General features: G+C 55.2%; 19 protein-coding genes. 4 read left to right on the top strand and 15 right to left on the bottom strand.

The window, feature by feature from the left end:
- Nucleotides 1-77 precede the first annotated feature (77 nt).
- The 3 genes from OGY62_RS12145 (at nt 78) to dgcQ (ending at nt 3,064) form a co-directional block, all read left to right on the top strand.
- Nucleotides 78-989, top strand: a complete 912-nt coding sequence (locus tag OGY62_RS12145; protein ID WP_071259069.1) for a DUF808 domain-containing protein — start codon at nt 78-80, stop codon at nt 987-989.
- Nucleotides 990-1,067: 78 nt separating this feature from the next.
- Nucleotides 1,068-1,250 carry a YodC family protein gene (locus tag OGY62_RS12140; protein ID WP_024130230.1) on the top strand — a complete coding sequence of 61 codons (183 nt, stop codon included), beginning with the start codon at nt 1,068-1,070 and terminating at the stop codon, nt 1,248-1,250.
- A gap of 98 nt (nt 1,251-1,348) precedes the next feature.
- Nucleotides 1,349-3,064: a cellulose biosynthesis regulator diguanylate cyclase DgcQ gene (gene dgcQ / locus OGY62_RS12135; RefSeq protein WP_286459953.1), complete on the top strand. Its 1,716-nt coding sequence runs from the start codon at nt 1,349-1,351 to the stop codon at nt 3,062-3,064.
- A gap of 170 nt (nt 3,065-3,234) precedes the next feature.
- On the opposite strand, the gene yodD is transcribed toward dgcQ, so the two are convergent.
- Nucleotides 3,235-3,462 carry a YodD family peroxide/acid resistance protein gene (gene yodD, locus OGY62_RS12130; RefSeq protein ID WP_024130232.1) on the bottom strand — a complete coding sequence of 76 codons (228 nt, stop codon included), beginning with the start codon at nt 3,460-3,462 and terminating at the stop codon, nt 3,235-3,237.
- 130 nt (nt 3,463-3,592) lie between these two features.
- Between yodD and dsrB the strand changes: the two genes are divergently transcribed.
- Nucleotides 3,593-3,781 carry a protein DsrB gene (gene dsrB / locus OGY62_RS12125; protein ID WP_012131894.1) on the top strand — a complete coding sequence of 63 codons (189 nt, stop codon included), beginning with the start codon at nt 3,593-3,595 and terminating at the stop codon, nt 3,779-3,781.
- A gap of 55 nt (nt 3,782-3,836) precedes the next feature.
- On the opposite strand, the gene rcsA is transcribed toward dsrB, so the two are convergent.
- The 14 genes from rcsA to fliF all read right to left on the bottom strand — a co-directional run bounded on the left by rcsA (nt 3,837) and on the right by fliF (nt 15,333).
- Nucleotides 3,837-4,460: a transcriptional regulator RcsA gene (gene rcsA / locus OGY62_RS12120; RefSeq protein WP_047462896.1), complete on the bottom strand. Its 624-nt coding sequence runs from the start codon at nt 4,458-4,460 to the stop codon at nt 3,837-3,839.
- A gap of 280 nt (nt 4,461-4,740) precedes the next feature.
- Nucleotides 4,741-5,535 carry a flagellar biosynthetic protein FliR gene (gene fliR, locus OGY62_RS12115; protein WP_012131896.1) on the bottom strand — a complete coding sequence of 265 codons (795 nt, stop codon included), beginning with the start codon at nt 5,533-5,535 and terminating at the stop codon, nt 4,741-4,743.
- A gap of 6 nt (nt 5,536-5,541) precedes the next feature.
- Nucleotides 5,542-5,811, bottom strand: a complete 270-nt coding sequence (gene fliQ / locus OGY62_RS12110; protein ID WP_012131897.1) for a flagellar biosynthesis protein FliQ — start codon at nt 5,809-5,811, stop codon at nt 5,542-5,544.
- A gap of 9 nt (nt 5,812-5,820) precedes the next feature.
- Complete coding sequence (gene fliP / locus OGY62_RS12105; protein WP_012131898.1) at nt 5,821-6,558, bottom strand: flagellar type III secretion system pore protein FliP; 738 nt, start codon at nt 6,556-6,558, stop codon at nt 5,821-5,823.
- Nucleotides 6,558-6,932: a flagellar biosynthetic protein FliO gene (gene fliO / locus OGY62_RS12100; RefSeq protein ID WP_012131899.1), complete on the bottom strand. Its 375-nt coding sequence runs from the start codon at nt 6,930-6,932 to the stop codon at nt 6,558-6,560. The genes fliP and fliO overlap by 1 nt, the downstream gene beginning before the upstream one ends.
- Nucleotides 6,933-6,934: 2 nt before the next feature.
- Entirely contained in the window at nt 6,935-7,348 is a 414-nt protein-coding gene (gene fliN, locus OGY62_RS12095) for a flagellar motor switch protein FliN (protein ID WP_012131900.1), read from the bottom strand.
- Nucleotides 7,345-8,349: a flagellar motor switch protein FliM gene (fliM, locus tag OGY62_RS12090; protein WP_012131901.1), complete on the bottom strand. Its 1,005-nt coding sequence runs from the start codon at nt 8,347-8,349 to the stop codon at nt 7,345-7,347. The genes fliN and fliM overlap by 4 nt, the downstream gene beginning before the upstream one ends.
- Before the next feature lie 4 nt (nt 8,350-8,353).
- Nucleotides 8,354-8,821: a flagellar basal body-associated protein FliL gene (fliL, locus tag OGY62_RS12085; protein WP_047462901.1), complete on the bottom strand. Its 468-nt coding sequence runs from the start codon at nt 8,819-8,821 to the stop codon at nt 8,354-8,356.
- 104 nt (nt 8,822-8,925) lie between these two features.
- A complete protein-coding gene (fliK, locus tag OGY62_RS12080; protein WP_058669299.1) occupies nt 8,926-10,140 on the bottom strand; it encodes a flagellar hook length control protein FliK in 1,215 nt (404 codons plus the stop codon).
- Nucleotides 10,137-10,580, bottom strand: coding sequence for a flagellar export protein FliJ (gene fliJ, locus OGY62_RS12075; RefSeq protein WP_012131904.1), 444 nt, complete (start codon nt 10,578-10,580; stop codon nt 10,137-10,139). Before fliJ ends, fliK begins: the two co-directional genes overlap by 4 nt.
- 21 nt (nt 10,581-10,601) lie before the next feature.
- On the bottom strand, nt 10,602-11,972 hold the full coding sequence (gene fliI, locus OGY62_RS12070) for a flagellar protein export ATPase FliI (protein WP_012131905.1): 1,371 nt from the start codon (nt 11,970-11,972) through the stop codon (nt 10,602-10,604).
- On the bottom strand, nt 11,972-12,676 hold the full coding sequence (fliH, locus tag OGY62_RS12065) for a flagellar assembly protein FliH (protein WP_071258771.1): 705 nt from the start codon (nt 12,674-12,676) through the stop codon (nt 11,972-11,974). Before fliH ends, fliI begins: the two co-directional genes overlap by 1 nt.
- Nucleotides 12,669-13,667: a flagellar motor switch protein FliG gene (gene fliG / locus OGY62_RS12060; RefSeq protein ID WP_012131907.1), complete on the bottom strand. Its 999-nt coding sequence runs from the start codon at nt 13,665-13,667 to the stop codon at nt 12,669-12,671. Before fliG ends, fliH begins: the two co-directional genes overlap by 8 nt.
- Complete coding sequence (gene fliF / locus OGY62_RS12055; RefSeq protein WP_286459952.1) at nt 13,657-15,333, bottom strand: flagellar basal-body MS-ring/collar protein FliF; 1,677 nt, start codon at nt 15,331-15,333, stop codon at nt 13,657-13,659. Before fliF ends, fliG begins: the two co-directional genes overlap by 11 nt.
- Nucleotides 15,334-15,444 lie beyond the last annotated feature (111 nt).

Raw genomic sequence — 15,444 nt, 5'->3', positions numbered from 1 at the left:
CGATTGCTACCCGTTTCGGCATTACGTTTTTTACTTCATACTTACCTCTTCAAAAGAAAAATATTGAGGGATTTATTTTGGCAGGAAGTAGTTTGCTGACGTTGCTCGATGATATCGCCACGCTGTTGGATGATATCTCGATGATGGGAAAACTGGCCGCGAAAAAAACGGCAGGCGTATTGGGTGATGATCTGTCGCTAAACGCGCAGCAGGTGACGGGCGTGCGGGCGAACCGCGAACTGCCGGTCGTCTGGAGCGTGGCGAAAGGGTCGTTGATCAACAAGGTCATCCTGGTGCCTCTGGCGCTGCTGATCAGCGCTTTTATCCCGTGGGCGATTACACCGTTGTTGATGATTGGGGGCGCTTTTCTCTGTTTTGAAGGCGTAGAGAAAGTTTTACACACGCTTGAGGCCCGAAAGCACAAAGAGAGCCCGGAGGCGCGTCAGCAGCGTCTGGCTGCGATCGCCGCACAAGATCCTCTCACGTTTGAGAAGGAGAAAGTGAAAGGGGCTGTGCGCACCGACTTTATCCTTTCTGCGGAGATCGTCGCGATTACGCTGGGAATTGTCGCGGATGCGCCGTTGCTCAATCAGGTTCTGGTGTTGTCCGGTATCGCGCTGGTGGTGACGATTGGCGTTTATGGTCTGGTGGGACTCATCGTAAAACTGGACGACATGGGGTACTGGCTGGCGGAAAAACGCAGCGTACTGGCTCAGGCGGTGGGCAAAGGGCTACTGGTTACGGCGCCCTGGCTTATGAAGGCGCTGTCCATTGTCGGCACACTCGCGATGTTCCTGGTGGGGGGCGGGATCGTGGTGCACGGCATCGCGCCATTACACCACGCGATCGAACATTTTGCTCAGCAGCAGAATGGTCTTATTGCGCTCACGCTTCCCATGTTGATTAATCTGGTGCTCGGTTTCATCATCGGCAGCGTGGTGGTGGGGCTGGTAAAAACTGTTGCCAACGTTCGCGGTGGTTCGCACTAATTTATGCCTCGCCGGATTATGCAAAAAAGCCCATCGTCGTCTAAGGTGAAAAAGTTTCACTGGATACAGGAGGCAGGTATGGTCTTTTTTGTCAGTGAGGAAGTTATCGCAAAAGAAGGTGGTCCACGCATGATCGTAACCGGTTATTCCAGCGGCATGGTGGAGTGCCGTTGGTATGACGGTTTTGGCGTCAAACGGGAAGCATTCCACGAGAATGAACTTATGCCCGGTGATGGCAGGCGGTTGCGGGAAGATGTCTGATAAAGGAACGCCCGGTTAATGCCGGGCGTTTTGTTACCCCAGAAAATAGCCGTTGAGTCGCGACACATAGTCCAGGAATAAAAGTAGGGAGCCGTCAGGTGCCGCATGAAACAACGCCAGGAAACTGGAGCCGGCTGAGAACGTTAGCACGACGCTTTGGGCCAGGCCATGTCGTAAATATCTGTTTTCTGGTTGTGATGATTTGTTCAACATTGCTGACCTGGCGTGAAGTGGTCGTGCTGGAGTCGGCATACCGGGCCAGTCAACGTAACCATCTTGAAAACGTCGCTAATGTGCTGGACAGGCAGCTGCAATTCAGCGTGGATAAACTCTTGTTTCTGCGCAACGGTATGTACGAAGCGCTGGTCACGCCGCTCGATTTTGCCGACCTGCACGATGCGGTGGCGCAATTTGCGCAACTGCGCGGCAAAAGTTTCTGGCAACTGGAGCTCGACAGACGGCGAACGTTACCGCTTAACGGCGTCTCTGACGCGTTTGTTAACCGTACAACGCTTCTCACGCGGGATAACGATGCGCTGGCAAACGAGTTAAGCGCCGCGCTGGAACTGGGGTATTTGTTACGGCTGGCGCATTCTTCTACCATGCTGGCGCAGCGGACAATGTATGTTTCGCGTTCAGGCTTTTATGTCTCAACTGAACCCACAACCAATGGCGGCGACATTATGTCCCGCTATTACCAGTATGTGATCCAACCCTGGTTCAGCGGGCAATCCCAACGACAAAATTCAGCGCGCGGCGTGCGCTGGTTTAGCTCGCCGGTGCCGGGCGGCGAAGTGCAACAAAAAGTCACCGTGAGCCTGTCGCTGGATAACGAAAGACACTGGTATGGCGTGCTGGCAATGGATATTCCCGTGTCATCCATGAAGCGTTTCCTGGAGGATGCGGTCGAAAAAGATTCTGAAGGGGAGTACCAGCTCTACGACTATCAGCTCAGGCTACTGGCGACCTCAACGCCGGAAAAGCGTCAGGTTAATACCTTTGATGACCTTGAACTGGCGTTGCTCGCGAATGACATCGAACATGATACGCATGGCGGTATCCGTATGGGCAGCCGCTATATCAGTTGGGAAAGGCTGGATCATTTCGATGGCGTGCTTTTGCGTGTTCATACCCTGAGAGAAGGCGTGCAGGGGGCTTTTGGCAGTATCAGTATTGCGCTTGGTCTCCTGTGGGCGCTTTTCACGATGATGTTGCTCATCTCATGGGTTGTTATCCGCAAGATGGTCAGCAATATGTTTGTGCTGCAAAGTTCCCTGCAATGGCAGGCCTGGCACGATCCTTTGACGCGGCTGTATAATCGTGGCGCATTGTTTGAGAGGGCGCGCGTACTGATACAGCGCTGCCATGAGCAGCGACAGCCGTTTTCCGTTATTCAGATCGATTTGGATCACTTTAAGAGCGTCAATGACCGTTTCGGCCATCAGGCGGGAGATCGGGTGCTCTCCCATGCCGCCGGGCTTATTAGCGGCACAATACGTTCGCATGACCTTGCCGGGCGCGTAGGCGGCGAAGAGTTCTGTATTGTCTTACCGGGGACGACGCTGGTGCAGGCAGCACAGATCGCAGAGCGGATACGCCAGCGCGTGAACGACAAAGAAATCCTGATCGCAAAAGGCACGACCCTGCGCATTAGCGCATCGCTGGGCGTAAGCGGGGCGCAGGAGAACGGAGACTACGATTTTGAACAGTTGCAGTCGCTGGCGGATCGTCGGTTGTATCTGGCAAAACAGGCCGGGCGCAATCAGGTTTGTGTCCGTGACGACCATCCCGCGCCGTCGCCTGATACACGCTGAACCATTAGCTGTATTAATCATTTCTGCGAGAAATATTTGCTTGTCATACAAAAAAATTGCAGATAAGGTAAAACGCACATCAGATTTTCTGGTGTAACGAATTTTCAAGTGCTTCTTGCATAAGCAAGTTTGATCCCGGCTCTGCGAGCCGGGATTTTTTTCACCCCAGATCAGCGATTGATTTCCGTGACGCTAAAATCATGAATATCGAGTTCAAACGCATCCGCTAATTCATGCCATGTATGATAATCGCGGCCATCCACACTGACTTTCTCAGGATCATCAGCGCTGCGATGAATTTCGCTCTCGCTGATTTCATTGATCGCCGCGAGCAGGGCGTCAACATCAACGCTGACTTCGCGCTTGGCCGTTTCGCTGTACTCTTTCGCGGTTTTCATCTTCAGTACCTCATTTAACCGTGGCATCTGTAAGTATAGACCGTTGAGAAAACCAGCAATCACGCGCGGCAGACGCTGCCAGAAAAAGGAATTTGTTCTACACTGGCACAAAGCCACAGGAGGATAATTGATGAAGGTGAATGATCGGGTAACAGTCAAAACAGACGGCGGCCCTCGTCGGCCAGGCGTTGTATTGGCGGTTGAAGAGTTTAGTGAAGGTACGATGTACCTGGTTTCGCTGGAAGACTACCCGCTCGGTATCTGGTTCTTCAATGAGTCAGGCCATCAGGATGGGATCTTTGTGGAAAAAACAGAGTAATGTGATTTTCGTCGCTTTTATCCTGACTGGTGGAATATCCACCAGTCAGGGGGGCTCATCGCATGTTAACAAAAATTCCGTTTGTCACGTTATCCGTCAGCCGCACGACATGATAGATAACCTGTTTATTATGCGTTTTTATCTTCCGTTTAATATTCCCTTTGTGGGATGACACCGTCTTTGCCTTGATATTCATTTGATCTGAAATCTGTATTGTTCCCTGTCCATCCATCCACATTCGCAACATACTGGATTCAGTACGGCTTAAAGATAACGTAGGTAAATTTACTACTCCTACAATATCCGTCTCTTTTTTCAGAATATCTCCAAGAATATCATCCAGAGAATCGGGTTTAATTGATTTTGAACTAATCAATAAGTTTTTTCTTACTAATAAGTATTCATCAAAATGCACATTAGCAATTGCCATAAAAACAATAAATAACGTGTTGGGATGCTGATTAATGATCTGCTTTATTTGCTGACTGTTAGATGGATCATGGATGAAACAGTCCTCATTAATAAACACCACAGAAGGCTGCTGTGAGTCACAAGCGATGGCGAGTTCGTCAACGGTCTCAATGTCGTTGATTTCCCTTTTTTTCACCCCTCTGCTTACCAGATACCCGGTCAAACCTAGCCGGGTGTAACTGCATAAATCCATAATAATCGTTGACATGGCATACCCTCACTCAATGCGTAACGATAATTCCCCTTACCTGAATATCTCATCACAACCCAACGGAACAATAATAGTGACCTAAGATGACGCTTTCGCTGTTTTCAGGCGAACTTACTATCCCGTAAAGTTACGTATAATTTGCCAGGAATCTTCTCAAAGTAAAGTAAATGTTATGTTATGTGAGTAAGGTAAAAACAAATAAAGCGCAGCAGATATATCCTGGTAGATGTTTTTAGATTTTAAATTTAGGAAAATCCTTAGTAAGGCAGGATAAAAATTATGGGTTATTGGTTGTCGGCATTTCGCTAACGATATCAGCAAGCAAATTGAAAATTTCACCGAATAAGTGCTCACAGAAAGGGGCAATTAATGGCATGAGCGCGGTTATTAACAAAATGCCGACGGATAAGGTTAACGGGAAGCCAATAACAAATACGGATAACTGCGGAGCCATACGGTTTAATAGCCCGAGCGACAGGTTGAGTGTGAGCAGTAACGTAATGACCGGCAAGGCTAACATGAGTCCGTTGAGGAAGATCAGCCCACCTGCCCGGGCAAGCGCCAGAAACGCATTGCTGTTGACCGGGTCGCCGCCGATAGGCAGCGTATGGAAGGTGTCTACCAGCAGCGAGATCAGCCACAGATGGCCGTTAAACGTAAGAAACAGCAGCATGGCGAGCATGTCGAGGATTCTGGCGAGTACCGGCATATTGAGGCGGCTGCCCGGGTCAACAAACGTGGCGAAAGAGAGACCCATTTGCAGACCGATGAATTCCCCCGCCGTACGCACCGCAGCAAAGGCAAACTGCATGGTAAACCCTAGCGCAATGCCGATCATGATTTGCTGCATGGCGAGCCATAAGGCTTCGGTGGAAAAAACAGGCACATTATTCGCCGGGAGTGAAGGGGCGATAATGAGAGTGATCATAAACCCCAGCCCCAGCTTTACCCGTTTGGGAACCGTGCGTTCACTGAGGATCGGTGCGGTAGAGATCAGCGCCAGTACACGTAACAGCGGCCAGAAGTAGAGGTTAAGCCAGTATAACCATTGATCGCTTGTGACCTGCAACATCGCGTCTTATCCGATGATATACGGCAAGTTACTGAACAGCGTACGCACGTAATCCAGCAGCAGGTTAAGCATCCAGGGGCCCGCCACAATAATCGCCGTAAATACCGCCACAATTTTCGGGATAAATGACAGCGTCATTTCGTTGATCTGGGTGGCGGCCTGTAAAATACTGATGATAAGGCCGGTAAACAGCGCAACCAGCAGAAGAGGCGCGGCAAGCGCAAGCGCGACCTTCATTGCCTCCGTGCCTATCATCATGACCGATTCGGGTGTCATTTCGCGCCTCTAACTGTAAAAACTTTGGGCAAGAGAGCCAACGAGCAACTGCCAGCCGTCGACCAGGACAAAAAGCATAAGCTTAAACGGCAGCGCAATGGTGGCCGGCGGCACCATCATCATCCCGAGCGCCATCAACACGCTGGCGATAACCAGATCGATAATCAGGAAGGGGATGAAAATCGTAAAACCGATCTGAAAAGCGGTTTTTAACTCGCTGGTGACGTAGGCCGGGAGCAAAATTCGCATCGGCACGGCTTCCGGCCCCTGTAGCGGGCCGCTGTTTGCCAGACGCGCGAACAGGCCCAGGTCAGCCTCACGGGTCTGCCGCAGCATAAACTCCCGCAGCGGCTGAGCGCCTTTTTCCAGCGCTTCCTGCATGGAAATCTTCTCTTCGCTGAAAGGCTGCCAGGCATCCACGTAAATTTTGTCGATAACCGGCGACATAATAAAAAACGTCAAGAACAGCGCCAGCCCGAGAAGCACCTGGTTTGGCGGCGCAGAGGGCGTTCCCAGCGCGTTTCGCAGCAAGCCGAAGACGATAATGATGCGGGTAAAGCTGGTCATCATCAGCAAAATGGCGGGCAGGAACGTCAGTGACGTAATAAAGACCAGCGTCTGTACCGGCAGGGACCAGCTTTGCCCGCCGCCGGGTAGCGGTTGGCTGACCAGTCCGGGTAATTGTGCGAACGCGGCAGGGCTGATAAACCACAAAGCCATCAGCGTGAGGGATAACAAACGGCGCATCAGGATCTCCCGGAACGCTTCAACAAACTCTTCATCATGGCCTGGAAATCCGCAGGGGCGGCCGGTTTTTCTTCTGCAACGACAGGCGCAGGGGGGAGGGTATGCAGCACATTGACTTGCGTGGCCGTGACGCCCAGTACCAGCCGAGCGTCTTCAACATCGACAATGACCACGCGCTCACGCGGGCCCAGCGAGGTGCTGGCTGACACTTTCAACCCTCGCGTACCGGCGCCTTTGGGCGCAAACCCCAGGCGTTTAATGACCCAGGCTGCGACCAGAATCAACACGATGATCCCAAACAGCGCGCCGCTCACCTGAACTAACGGCGAGCCTGATACGGCAGAGGGCTGTGAAACGGTAGCCTGGGTTTTCATGCTTAACGGCTCAGACGACGCATACGTTCAGACGGCGTGATGATATCCGTGATGCGCACGCCGTATTTATCGGCGACCACCACGACTTCACCCTGGGCAATCAGGTAGCCGTTAATCAGAATATCCAACGGCTCGCCTGCCAGTCCGTCCAGCGCGACCACTGAACCCTGCGTCAGGCGCAGCAGCTCTTTGATGGTCATGCGCGTGCGACCCAGCTCCACGGTCAGCTTGACCGGAATATCCATGATTAAATCGATATCCTGTAGGTTTCCACTGACGTCGCCGCCGCCCAACTGCTGGAAGACGGCATCGGCCGCGCTTTTGCTGGTCGTTGTTTTTTGCTCGTTTAACGCGTCAGCCCACAGATCGTCCAATGCGCCGGTATTCTCATCGGACGGATTATTCATGTCACTCATTTGGGCTGTTCCTCATTCAGCGAATTCAAAATCGGGTTGATCAAATGCTCTACGCGCAACGCATACTGACCGTTCACGGTGCCATACTGGCTGGTCAGTACAGGTACGCCGTCCACATGAGCAATAATGCGGTCGGGTTTTTCAATCGGCAGCACGTCGCCGGGTTTCAGCTTTAATATCTGGGAAAGGCGCAGCGGGATGTCCGCAAAGTTCGCCACCAGCTCCAGCTCTGAATGCTGAACCTGACGCACCAGATTGTCGCGCCAGTTCTGATCTTCATGACGCGAGTTTTCCAGCGGCGGGTTCACCAACAGCTCCCGCAGCGGCTCAATCATGCTGAAAGGCAGGCAGATGTTGAACTCGCCTGTCAGGTTGCCAATTTCGACGTGGAACGGCGTGTTCACCACAATGTCGTTCGGAGAGGTGGTGATATTGGTGAATTTCACCTGCATCTCAGAGCGAACGTACTCCACTTCCAGCGGGTTAATCGCTTTCCACGCGTCGCTGTAGCTTTCAAGCGCCAGCTTCAGCATGCGGTTGATAACGCGCTGTTCGGTATGCGTAAACTCACGACCTTCCACTTTGGTCGGAAAACGCCCGTCGCCGCCAAACAGGTTATCCACGGCGATAAACACCAGACTCGGCGAAAACACCACCAGACCCGTACCGCGCAGTGGCTTCAGATGGATCAGGTTCAGGTTGGTCGGTACGGGTAAATTACGCGCAAATTCGTGATATGGCTGAATGCGGATCGCGCCTACGGTAATATCCGGGCTGCGACGCAGCAGGTTAAACAGTCCCATACGGAATTGACGCGCGAAACGTTCGTTAATGATCTCCAGCGCCTGCAAGCGCTCGCGCACCACGCGACGCTGTGTATTGGGATCATAAGGACGAATATCATTGTCGCCCACGCCGCCAGGGGTGGGTTCGTCTTTGGCCTCGCTGTCGCCGTTGAGCAGCGCATCGATTTCAGCCTGAGAAAGAATACTATCGCCCATGTCTTTACCGCAGAATGAAAGCTGTATAAAGAACGTCGGTGACTTCCTGTTTCGGTTGTCCAGCAACGAGCGGAGTAGAGAGCGTTTCTTTGATTGCCGCGATCAGCGTCTGCTTCCCGGCTTCCGTCGAAAGCGCAGTGGCATCCTGACGCGAAAACAGCAGCAACAGACGGCTGCGCACTTCTGGCAGATATTCGCTCAGACGCGCGCGCGTCACTTCGTCCTTCAGGCGCAGCGTAATCCCGATATACAGCACGCGATCGGCATCGCCCAGATTGACGGTAAACGTATCCAGCGCGAAAAATACGGGCGCTGGCGGCGGTGGCGGGGCCGCGCTAGCGCTGGCGGTCGGGTGCTCCTGCATCCGCCAGTAGCTATAGCCGGCGGTTGCGCAGGCGGCAAGAGTAATCAACACCAGCAAAGGGATCCAAATTGAGCGTTTGCTCTTTCTGTTAATCGCGGAGTCAGTCATCAGATACGGGCTTCCTGTTTCGGTACAGCTTATTGGCTGATTATCCCGTGTCCTGTCCACGGCAAAGCGTGGAAAAGACGCGGATAATCATGCTACCTCTGGCGTTAGGCGAAGATATCCACCGCGCCATCGCCGCGAGCGGCAGCCTGGAGTGAGCCCGGCGTCGTCAGTGCGATGTCATCTTCGGCGGCAAAAGCCTCTTGTCCCTGTGCGCGGGAAGCGTGCTGCTGCTGGGATGACGACTGCTGCTGTCCGGCGAAACTTTCACTGCTGATACTGCTTTGTCCCAGCTGGATGCCGTTTTCCGCCAGTTGGGTACGCAGTACGGGTAACGCGGCTTCCAGCGCGGCGCGAACGTGGCTATGCGCTGACACCATTTGCAGTTGCGCCTGGTTATCATCCATTTTGAGGGAGATTTGAATCTGCCCCAGTTCCTCCGGGTGCAGACGCAGTTCCGCGCTCTGCTGCCCCTGGCGGGTAAACAGCGTCACATGCTGGCTTAATGACTGCTGCCACTCATGGCTGCCCAGCGGCGCGCTGAGCACCGGGGCGGCTGCGACAGGCGCGGGTTGCGTCTGCGTCGTCATACCGCCAGGCGTGGTCATGGCGCCAATGGTCGTGACCGGAGAAGGCGTGCTTTCCATGTCGGCTTTAGCGGCAGCGGCGGCGACCAGCGGCGTTACCGGCTGGTTGCTTGCTGAGTTTGCGGTGACGTCAGGCGCGGCATCGACTTTCCCTTTTTTCAGCTCGCCCGTCGTCAGCCCGGCAACCGCATCCTGCATAGCGGCGCGTGTATCGCCACGCAGCGATGCCGGGGCGGAGAGTGCGCCTTCAGCCGACGCGGTTCGCGTGGTTGGCGTCAGCGCCGGCTGGCCCGGTAACATGGCGAAGAGCGCGCTCAGATTCGCGAGATCCTCATCGCTCAGCGCCGGTGCGTTGTCGTCCTGCCGGGCAGTCTTACTTAACGCGTTCAGGGCGTTGCTTTTCAGCGAAGGCGTCAGCGTGGACAGCAACTGCTGTGCCTCGGTCAGGTCTGCTGTGGCGTCATCCGTCAGCAGATCCTGGCGCGCCAGAAGATCGGCCAGCGCTGTCGTCTGCGGCGTATCGCCATTTTTTTGCAGCAATCCTTTTTGCAGTTTGCCGCCTGCCGCCTGGAGATCGGCAAGCGAAAGCGGGGCATCTTTACCCTGTGCGTCGCCCGCGCCCAAAGCACCGGCTAACAGCGCCAGAAAATCCTGGGCTGAATCGGCTGTTTTACCGGCCTGAAGGCCTGTCGTTACGTCTGTGTCGGTCGTGATCAGTTGGGGCAAGGTGATCATTCGGTTTTCCTCATTGCAGCACGCTGAGCAAATTCATCCATTTTTTTCTGATCCAGGCGGTTTTCAGCCAATAACGCTGCCGCACTTTGTCTGTCCTGTAAGGTCTGCCAGGCCTGAAGCCGTTGTTTCTTTTCACGCCAGCTGTTCAGCGCCACGTCCACTTTTTGTGTCCACTGCGTCAGCTGCTGGCGATGCTGCTCAATGGCCTTCTCCAGCGTCTGAATAAATTGCTGATAGTTAATCCAGCGGTTGCTGGCAATCCCCTGGCCCATATCGGCATTGAGATTGTTGCGATACTCATGCTGATAATCGATCAGCATTTTCAGTTGTTCTTCCGCCTGCTGGAATCCGCGTCGCATTTCCCCTAATAAGAGAGCGGCATCATCCACTTCTTTCTCGGCCAGATCTTTTAATGTTGCCAGCGCACCATGTTGTGCCATGACCTATGCCCTCCTGCTTCATCACACCGTCGGGAAAATCAGTTCCAGCGCCTGGAGAGAATCTTCCCAGTCGGCTCGTTCGAAAATACCTTGTTGCAAAAACGCCTCCAGCTGCGGCCACAGCGCGATGGCTTTATCCAGCATGGGATCGCTGCCTTTGGCATACGCGCCGACGCTCACCAAATCGCGGTTACGCTGGAAACTGGACAGCAACTGTTTGAAATTCCGTACGCGTGCATAGTGTTGCTCGGTGATCAGCGACGTCATCGCACGGCTGATCGACGCTTCAATATCAATGGCCGGGTAGTGACCGGCTTCGGCCAGACGACGGGATAACACAATGTGTCCATCCAGGATCGCACGCGCCGAGTCGGCGATTGGGTCCTGCTGATCGTCGCCTTCGGTCAATACCGTATAAAACGCGGTGATGGAGCCGCCGCCGTGAATGCCGTTCCCCGCACGTTCCACCAGCGCAGGTAATTTTGCGAAGACCGAAGGCGGATACCCCTTGGTCGCAGGCGGTTCGCCGATCGCCAGCGCAATCTCACGCTGCGCCATCGCGTAGCGGGTCAGGGAGTCCATGATCAGCAGTACATGCTGCCCGCGATCGCGGAAATCCTCGGCAATACGCGTGGCATAGGCCGCTCCCTGCATTCGCAGCAGTGGCGAGACATCCGCAGGCGCGGCAATCACCACCGAACGCGCGCGCCCGTCAGCGCCCAGAATGTTTTCGATAAAATCTTTAACTTCGCGGCCACGTTCGCCAATCAGCCCGACGACGATAACGTCCGCGCGGGTATAGCGCGCCATCATGCCGAGCAGAACGCTTTTACCCACGCCGGAACCGGCAAACAGCCCCATACGCTGTCCGCGTCCGACGGTAAGCAGCGCGTTGATGGGGCGGACGCCGGTATCCAGCACATGCTCAATAGGCGTTCGCTGCAAGGGGTTGAATGGTTGAGTGATTAACGCGCCGGTTTCCGTGGTGTCTGGCGCGGGAAGACCATCCAGCGGCTTGCCGCCGCCGTCCAGCACGCGCCCCAGCAGGGCAGGGCCGAGCGGCAGCTGTTTTCCGCTTTGCAGACCTTCCCCGGCAATATTTTTTGCGTAAACGCGTGCGCCGGGAAGAATGCCTTCGACCTCTTCCAGCGGCATTAAAAACAGCCGCTGGCCATTAAAGCCGACGACTTCGCTTTCCACTTCGCGTGTTTCCGTCCCGTCCTGCCGTTCAATGACGCAGGTCGCGCCGAGCGGCAGCTGCAAGCCAGTGGCTTCCAGCACCAGACCGGTGGCGCGGGTCAGCCGCCCGTAGCGACGTACCGCCGGGAGCTGCGCCATTTTGGCTTCGAAGTTATCCAGCGTATTCAGCCAGCGGGTCAGGCGCGTAGTCATCAGACGACTCCGGGAGCCGCCAGGCGGCAGAGTTCTTGCCAACGCGTGGCGACGCTGGCGTCCAGATCGCCTTCATCGGCGGACACTTTACAGCCGCCATGATGCAGCGTGGGATCGCCGCGCAAACGCCAGCCGTGCAGGCTGAGCGTGGCCCCGAGCATCTCTTCGACGCGCTGTAAATCATCCGGGTGAACGCGTAATTGCGGTTTCCCGCTGAACAACGGTTCCTGTTGCAACAATTGCTGGATCTGTTTAATGAGCGCGGAGTTGTCCACCGCTGGCGTCTGGCCGATCACCTGACGAGCGGCTTCCAGCGCCATTTGCATCAGGCGCGAGGCAATCACGCTGTCCAGCGCGTCCAGCGTATTCTGAAACTCGCTGACCAGTTGCTGCATTCGGGCATTCAGCGGCGCCTGTTGAGCGCGCGCCTGCGTCTGGCCTTGCTCCAGCCCTTGCGCTAATCCTTCCTGATAGCCCTGTTCGTGGCCTTTCTGGCGACCTTCGGCGAGGCCCGCGTTATACCCTTGCTCGTGCGCCTGCATTTTCAGCTGCGCCAGTTGCTGCTCAAGCTGCTGTTCGGCACTCAGCTCCGGTTCGTCATCGATGGCTATCGGTTCGTCGCGGTGCTCCATTGGCACAAACTCGGCCAGGGGAGGGACGAGATCGTCCGGTGTCCAGATCTGCCACGGCAATTCGTTAGACATAGGTATCCTCGCCGCTGCCGATTACCATTTCGCCGGTTTCCGCCAGACGACGCACAATAAGCAGAATGGCTTTCTGTTCGTTCTCCACCTGAGACAGACGTACCGGGCCACGGTTGGCGAGGTCGTCGCGCAGAATATCGGCAGCACGCTGCGACATGTTGCGCAGGAATTTCTCGCGTAGCGGCGGCTCGGCGCCTTTCAGGGCGATCAGCAACGACTCGGAATCCACTTCCTGCAACAGACGCTGGATGCTGCGATCGTCGACTTCCACCAGATTTTCGAACAGGAACATTTCGTCGATAATTTTCTGCGCCAGCTCGCCGTCGAATTCGCGTACGGCGCTGATAACCGCCTCTTCCTGCTGGGTTTTCATCAGGTTGATGATTTCTGCCGCGGTTCTCACGCCGCCCATTTTGCTGCGCTTGAGGTTCTGACCGTCGAGCAGACCATTCAACACTTCGGTCAGTTCCGCCAGTGCGGCTGGCTGTACGCCGCCGAAGGTCGCGATACGCAGCATGACATCGTGGCGCAGACGTTCGTCGAACAGCGCCAGAATATCGGCGGCCTGGCCGCGTTTGAGATGCACCAGGATGGTGGCGATAATCTGCGGGTGTTCGTCGCGGATAAGGTCGGCGGCGCTTTGCGGCTCCATAAAGTTGAGCGTTTCAATGCCGCTGGCGGTATCCCGCGTTTCGAGGATATCTTCCAGCAGACTGGCGGCACGTTCTTCACCCAGCGCTTTAACCAGCACGGAACGCAGGTATTCGTTGGCGTTGATGTTGAGTGCGGCAAACTGTTCGGCTTCTTGCTCAAATTCCGCCAGCACATCGGTCAGCTGTTTGTTGGAAATCTGGCGCACGTTCGCCATTGCCGAACTCAGGGTTTGCACTTCGCGCGTGGAGAGGTGCTTAAACACCTCTGCCGCACGGTCTTCGCCAATGGTCATCAGCAGGATGACGCTTTTATCGGTGCCGGTAAGTTTATTGCTCATGATCGTTATTCATCCACTGGCGAATGACCAGCGCCACGACGCGCGGATCGTTATCTGACATTTCGCGAATACGCTGGCTCATCACTTCTGCGCCCAGACGCTGGTTCGCCCGGCGCTGCTGGGTCTGTTCGTCTTTGCTGAGGCGAACTTCTACCGCTTCTTCGGTTTCCTGACGAACCTGCGCCTGTTCCTGCGCGACTTTCGTCTCTTCAGCGCGGCGAGCAAGCTGCGGTCGAACCGCTTTGCGCCACAGAATCCAGGCAACCAGCAGAACCAGGAGCCAGCGACCTGCGGAGATCAACTGCTCAATAAAGGCTTGCTGTTTCCAGAATGGCAGCTCGCCGCCCTGGTCGTCCGTTGCGGTAAACGGTGAGTTCACCACGTTAAGGGTATCGCCGCGTTTGTCGGAGAAGCCCATTGCTTCGCGGGTCAGATCTTCGATCTGCTTCATCTGTTCCGTGGTTAACGGCAGCGGTTTGCCGTCCGGCAGGGCGCGGTAGTTCACCACGACCGCCACGGAGAGTCGCTGCACATCGCCCACGTTCAGTTTGGTGTGGCGAATGGTGCGATCCACTTCATAGTTACTGGTTTCGTTGCGCTGCGTATTGCGCGGCACATTGCTGTTCGCATTGTTGGTCGTCTGCGTGTTCTGCGCGTTTTGCTGATTAGCAGGCGGTGTGCTGATCGGCGCAGCATTCGCTGGCGCAGGCTGATTCGACAGCGCACCCGGTACGCCGCCTGGATAGCCGGAGCCGATTTGCTCGCTTTCATTAAGCTGGCGTGAGCGCAGCACAGCCTGCGATGCGTCGCCGTTCGGACGGTATTGCTCTTCCGTCTGCTCTTTGTTGGCAAAATCCAGCTGCGCAGTAACCTGAGCATGGACGTTGCCATTGCCGACGATTGGCGAAAGGATCGATTCGATACGGCGCTGAATGCGTCCTTCCACATCGCTGGCGTATTTCAACTGCGCGTCGTTCAGATCGCGGCTGCTGGTATTGGACTGAGTCAACAGATGACCGCCCTGATCGACCAGCGTGACGTTACCTGGCGGCAGACCCGCAACGGCGCTGGATACCAGATGCACCACCGCGCTGATTTGCCCTTCATCCAGCGCGCGGCCTGGTTCAAGATTGACCGTCACGGAAGCGGAAGGGGATTTCTGCTCGCGCACGAACAGAGAAGGTTTTGGCATCGCCAGGTGGACACGGGCGCGTTTTACCGGCCCCAGGGTTTCGATAGTGCGGGCCAGCTCGCCTTCCAGCGCGCGCTGGTAATTGACCTGCTCGCTGAACTGGCTGATGCCGAATTTTTCCTGATCTAACAACTCGAAGCCGACAGCGCCGCCTTTTGGCAATCCCTGTTGCGCCAGGCGCAGGCGAAGCTCATGCACTTTATCGGCAGGCACTTCAATCGCACCGCTTCCTTCGGTGAAGCGGTAAGGGATGTTCATCTGGGTCAGCTGCGTGACAATGGCCCCGCCATCCTGATCGGAAAGGTTGCTGAACAGCGTGCGATAATCTGGCGCTTTCGCCCACAAAACCATAGCAACGATGATGGCAACGGCGGCTGATCCCGCCACAATCAGAGGAATTCTGGGATTCGCGCGCAGGCGATTAAGCCACTCGAGAGGTTTAGGTTGGGTTGCAGTCGATGCAGTCGCACTCATCTCGCACCTCGTGACTGATCGTGGACGGCGTTTTTTGCAAAGTGGAACAAGACTCACTCCCGGGTCAGCAAACTCGAAAAATTGACGGTCTCATTATTTGCGGTTTCGAAT

Source organism: Citrobacter sp. CK198 (assembly GCF_030333295.1).
Classification (GTDB): Bacteria; Pseudomonadota; Gammaproteobacteria; order Enterobacterales; family Enterobacteriaceae; genus Citrobacter_B; species Citrobacter_B koseri.
The sequence above is the reverse complement of the archived record's forward strand: the minus strand, read 5'-3'. Positions and strand labels throughout refer to the sequence as shown.

Bases quoted from the DNA above. Each gene is read 5' to 3' on its own strand.
- OGY62_RS12140 (WP_024130230.1), top strand. From the start codon at position 1,068: ATGGTCTTTTTTGTCAGTGAGGAAGTTATCGCAAAAGAAGGTGGTCCA.
- yodD (WP_024130232.1), bottom strand. From the start codon at position 3,462: ATGAAAACCGCGAAAGAGTACAGCGAAACGGCCAAGCGCGAAGTCAGC.
- dsrB (WP_012131894.1), top strand. From the start codon at position 3,593: ATGAAGGTGAATGATCGGGTAACAGTCAAAACAGACGGCGGCCCTCGT.
- rcsA (WP_047462896.1), bottom strand. From the start codon at position 4,460: ATGTCAACGATTATTATGGATTTATGCAGTTACACCCGGCTAGGTTTG.
- fliR (WP_012131896.1), bottom strand. From the start codon at position 5,535: ATGTTGCAGGTCACAAGCGATCAATGGTTATACTGGCTTAACCTCTAC.
- fliQ (WP_012131897.1), bottom strand. From the start codon at position 5,811: ATGACACCCGAATCGGTCATGATGATAGGCACGGAGGCAATGAAGGTC.
- fliP (WP_012131898.1), bottom strand. From the start codon at position 6,558: ATGCGCCGTTTGTTATCCCTCACGCTGATGGCTTTGTGGTTTATCAGC.
- fliO (WP_012131899.1), bottom strand. From the start codon at position 6,932: ATGAAAACCCAGGCTACCGTTTCACAGCCCTCTGCCGTATCAGGCTCG.
- fliN (WP_012131900.1), bottom strand. From the start codon at position 7,348: ATGAGTGACATGAATAATCCGTCCGATGAGAATACCGGCGCATTGGAC.
- fliM (WP_012131901.1), bottom strand. From the start codon at position 8,349: ATGGGCGATAGTATTCTTTCTCAGGCTGAAATCGATGCGCTGCTCAAC.
- fliL (WP_047462901.1), bottom strand. From the start codon at position 8,821: ATGACTGACTCCGCGATTAACAGAAAGAGCAAACGCTCAATTTGGATC.
- fliK (WP_058669299.1), bottom strand. From the start codon at position 10,140: ATGATCACCTTGCCCCAACTGATCACGACCGACACAGACGTAACGACA.
- fliJ (WP_012131904.1), bottom strand. From the start codon at position 10,580: ATGGCACAACATGGTGCGCTGGCAACATTAAAAGATCTGGCCGAGAAA.
- fliI (WP_012131905.1), bottom strand. From the start codon at position 11,972: ATGACTACGCGCCTGACCCGCTGGCTGAATACGCTGGATAACTTCGAA.
- fliH (WP_071258771.1), bottom strand. From the start codon at position 12,676: ATGTCTAACGAATTGCCGTGGCAGATCTGGACACCGGACGATCTCGTC.
- fliG (WP_012131907.1), bottom strand. From the start codon at position 13,667: ATGAGCAATAAACTTACCGGCACCGATAAAAGCGTCATCCTGCTGATG.
- fliF (WP_286459952.1), bottom strand. From the start codon at position 15,333: ATGAGTGCGACTGCATCGACTGCAACCCAACCTAAACCTCTCGAGTGG.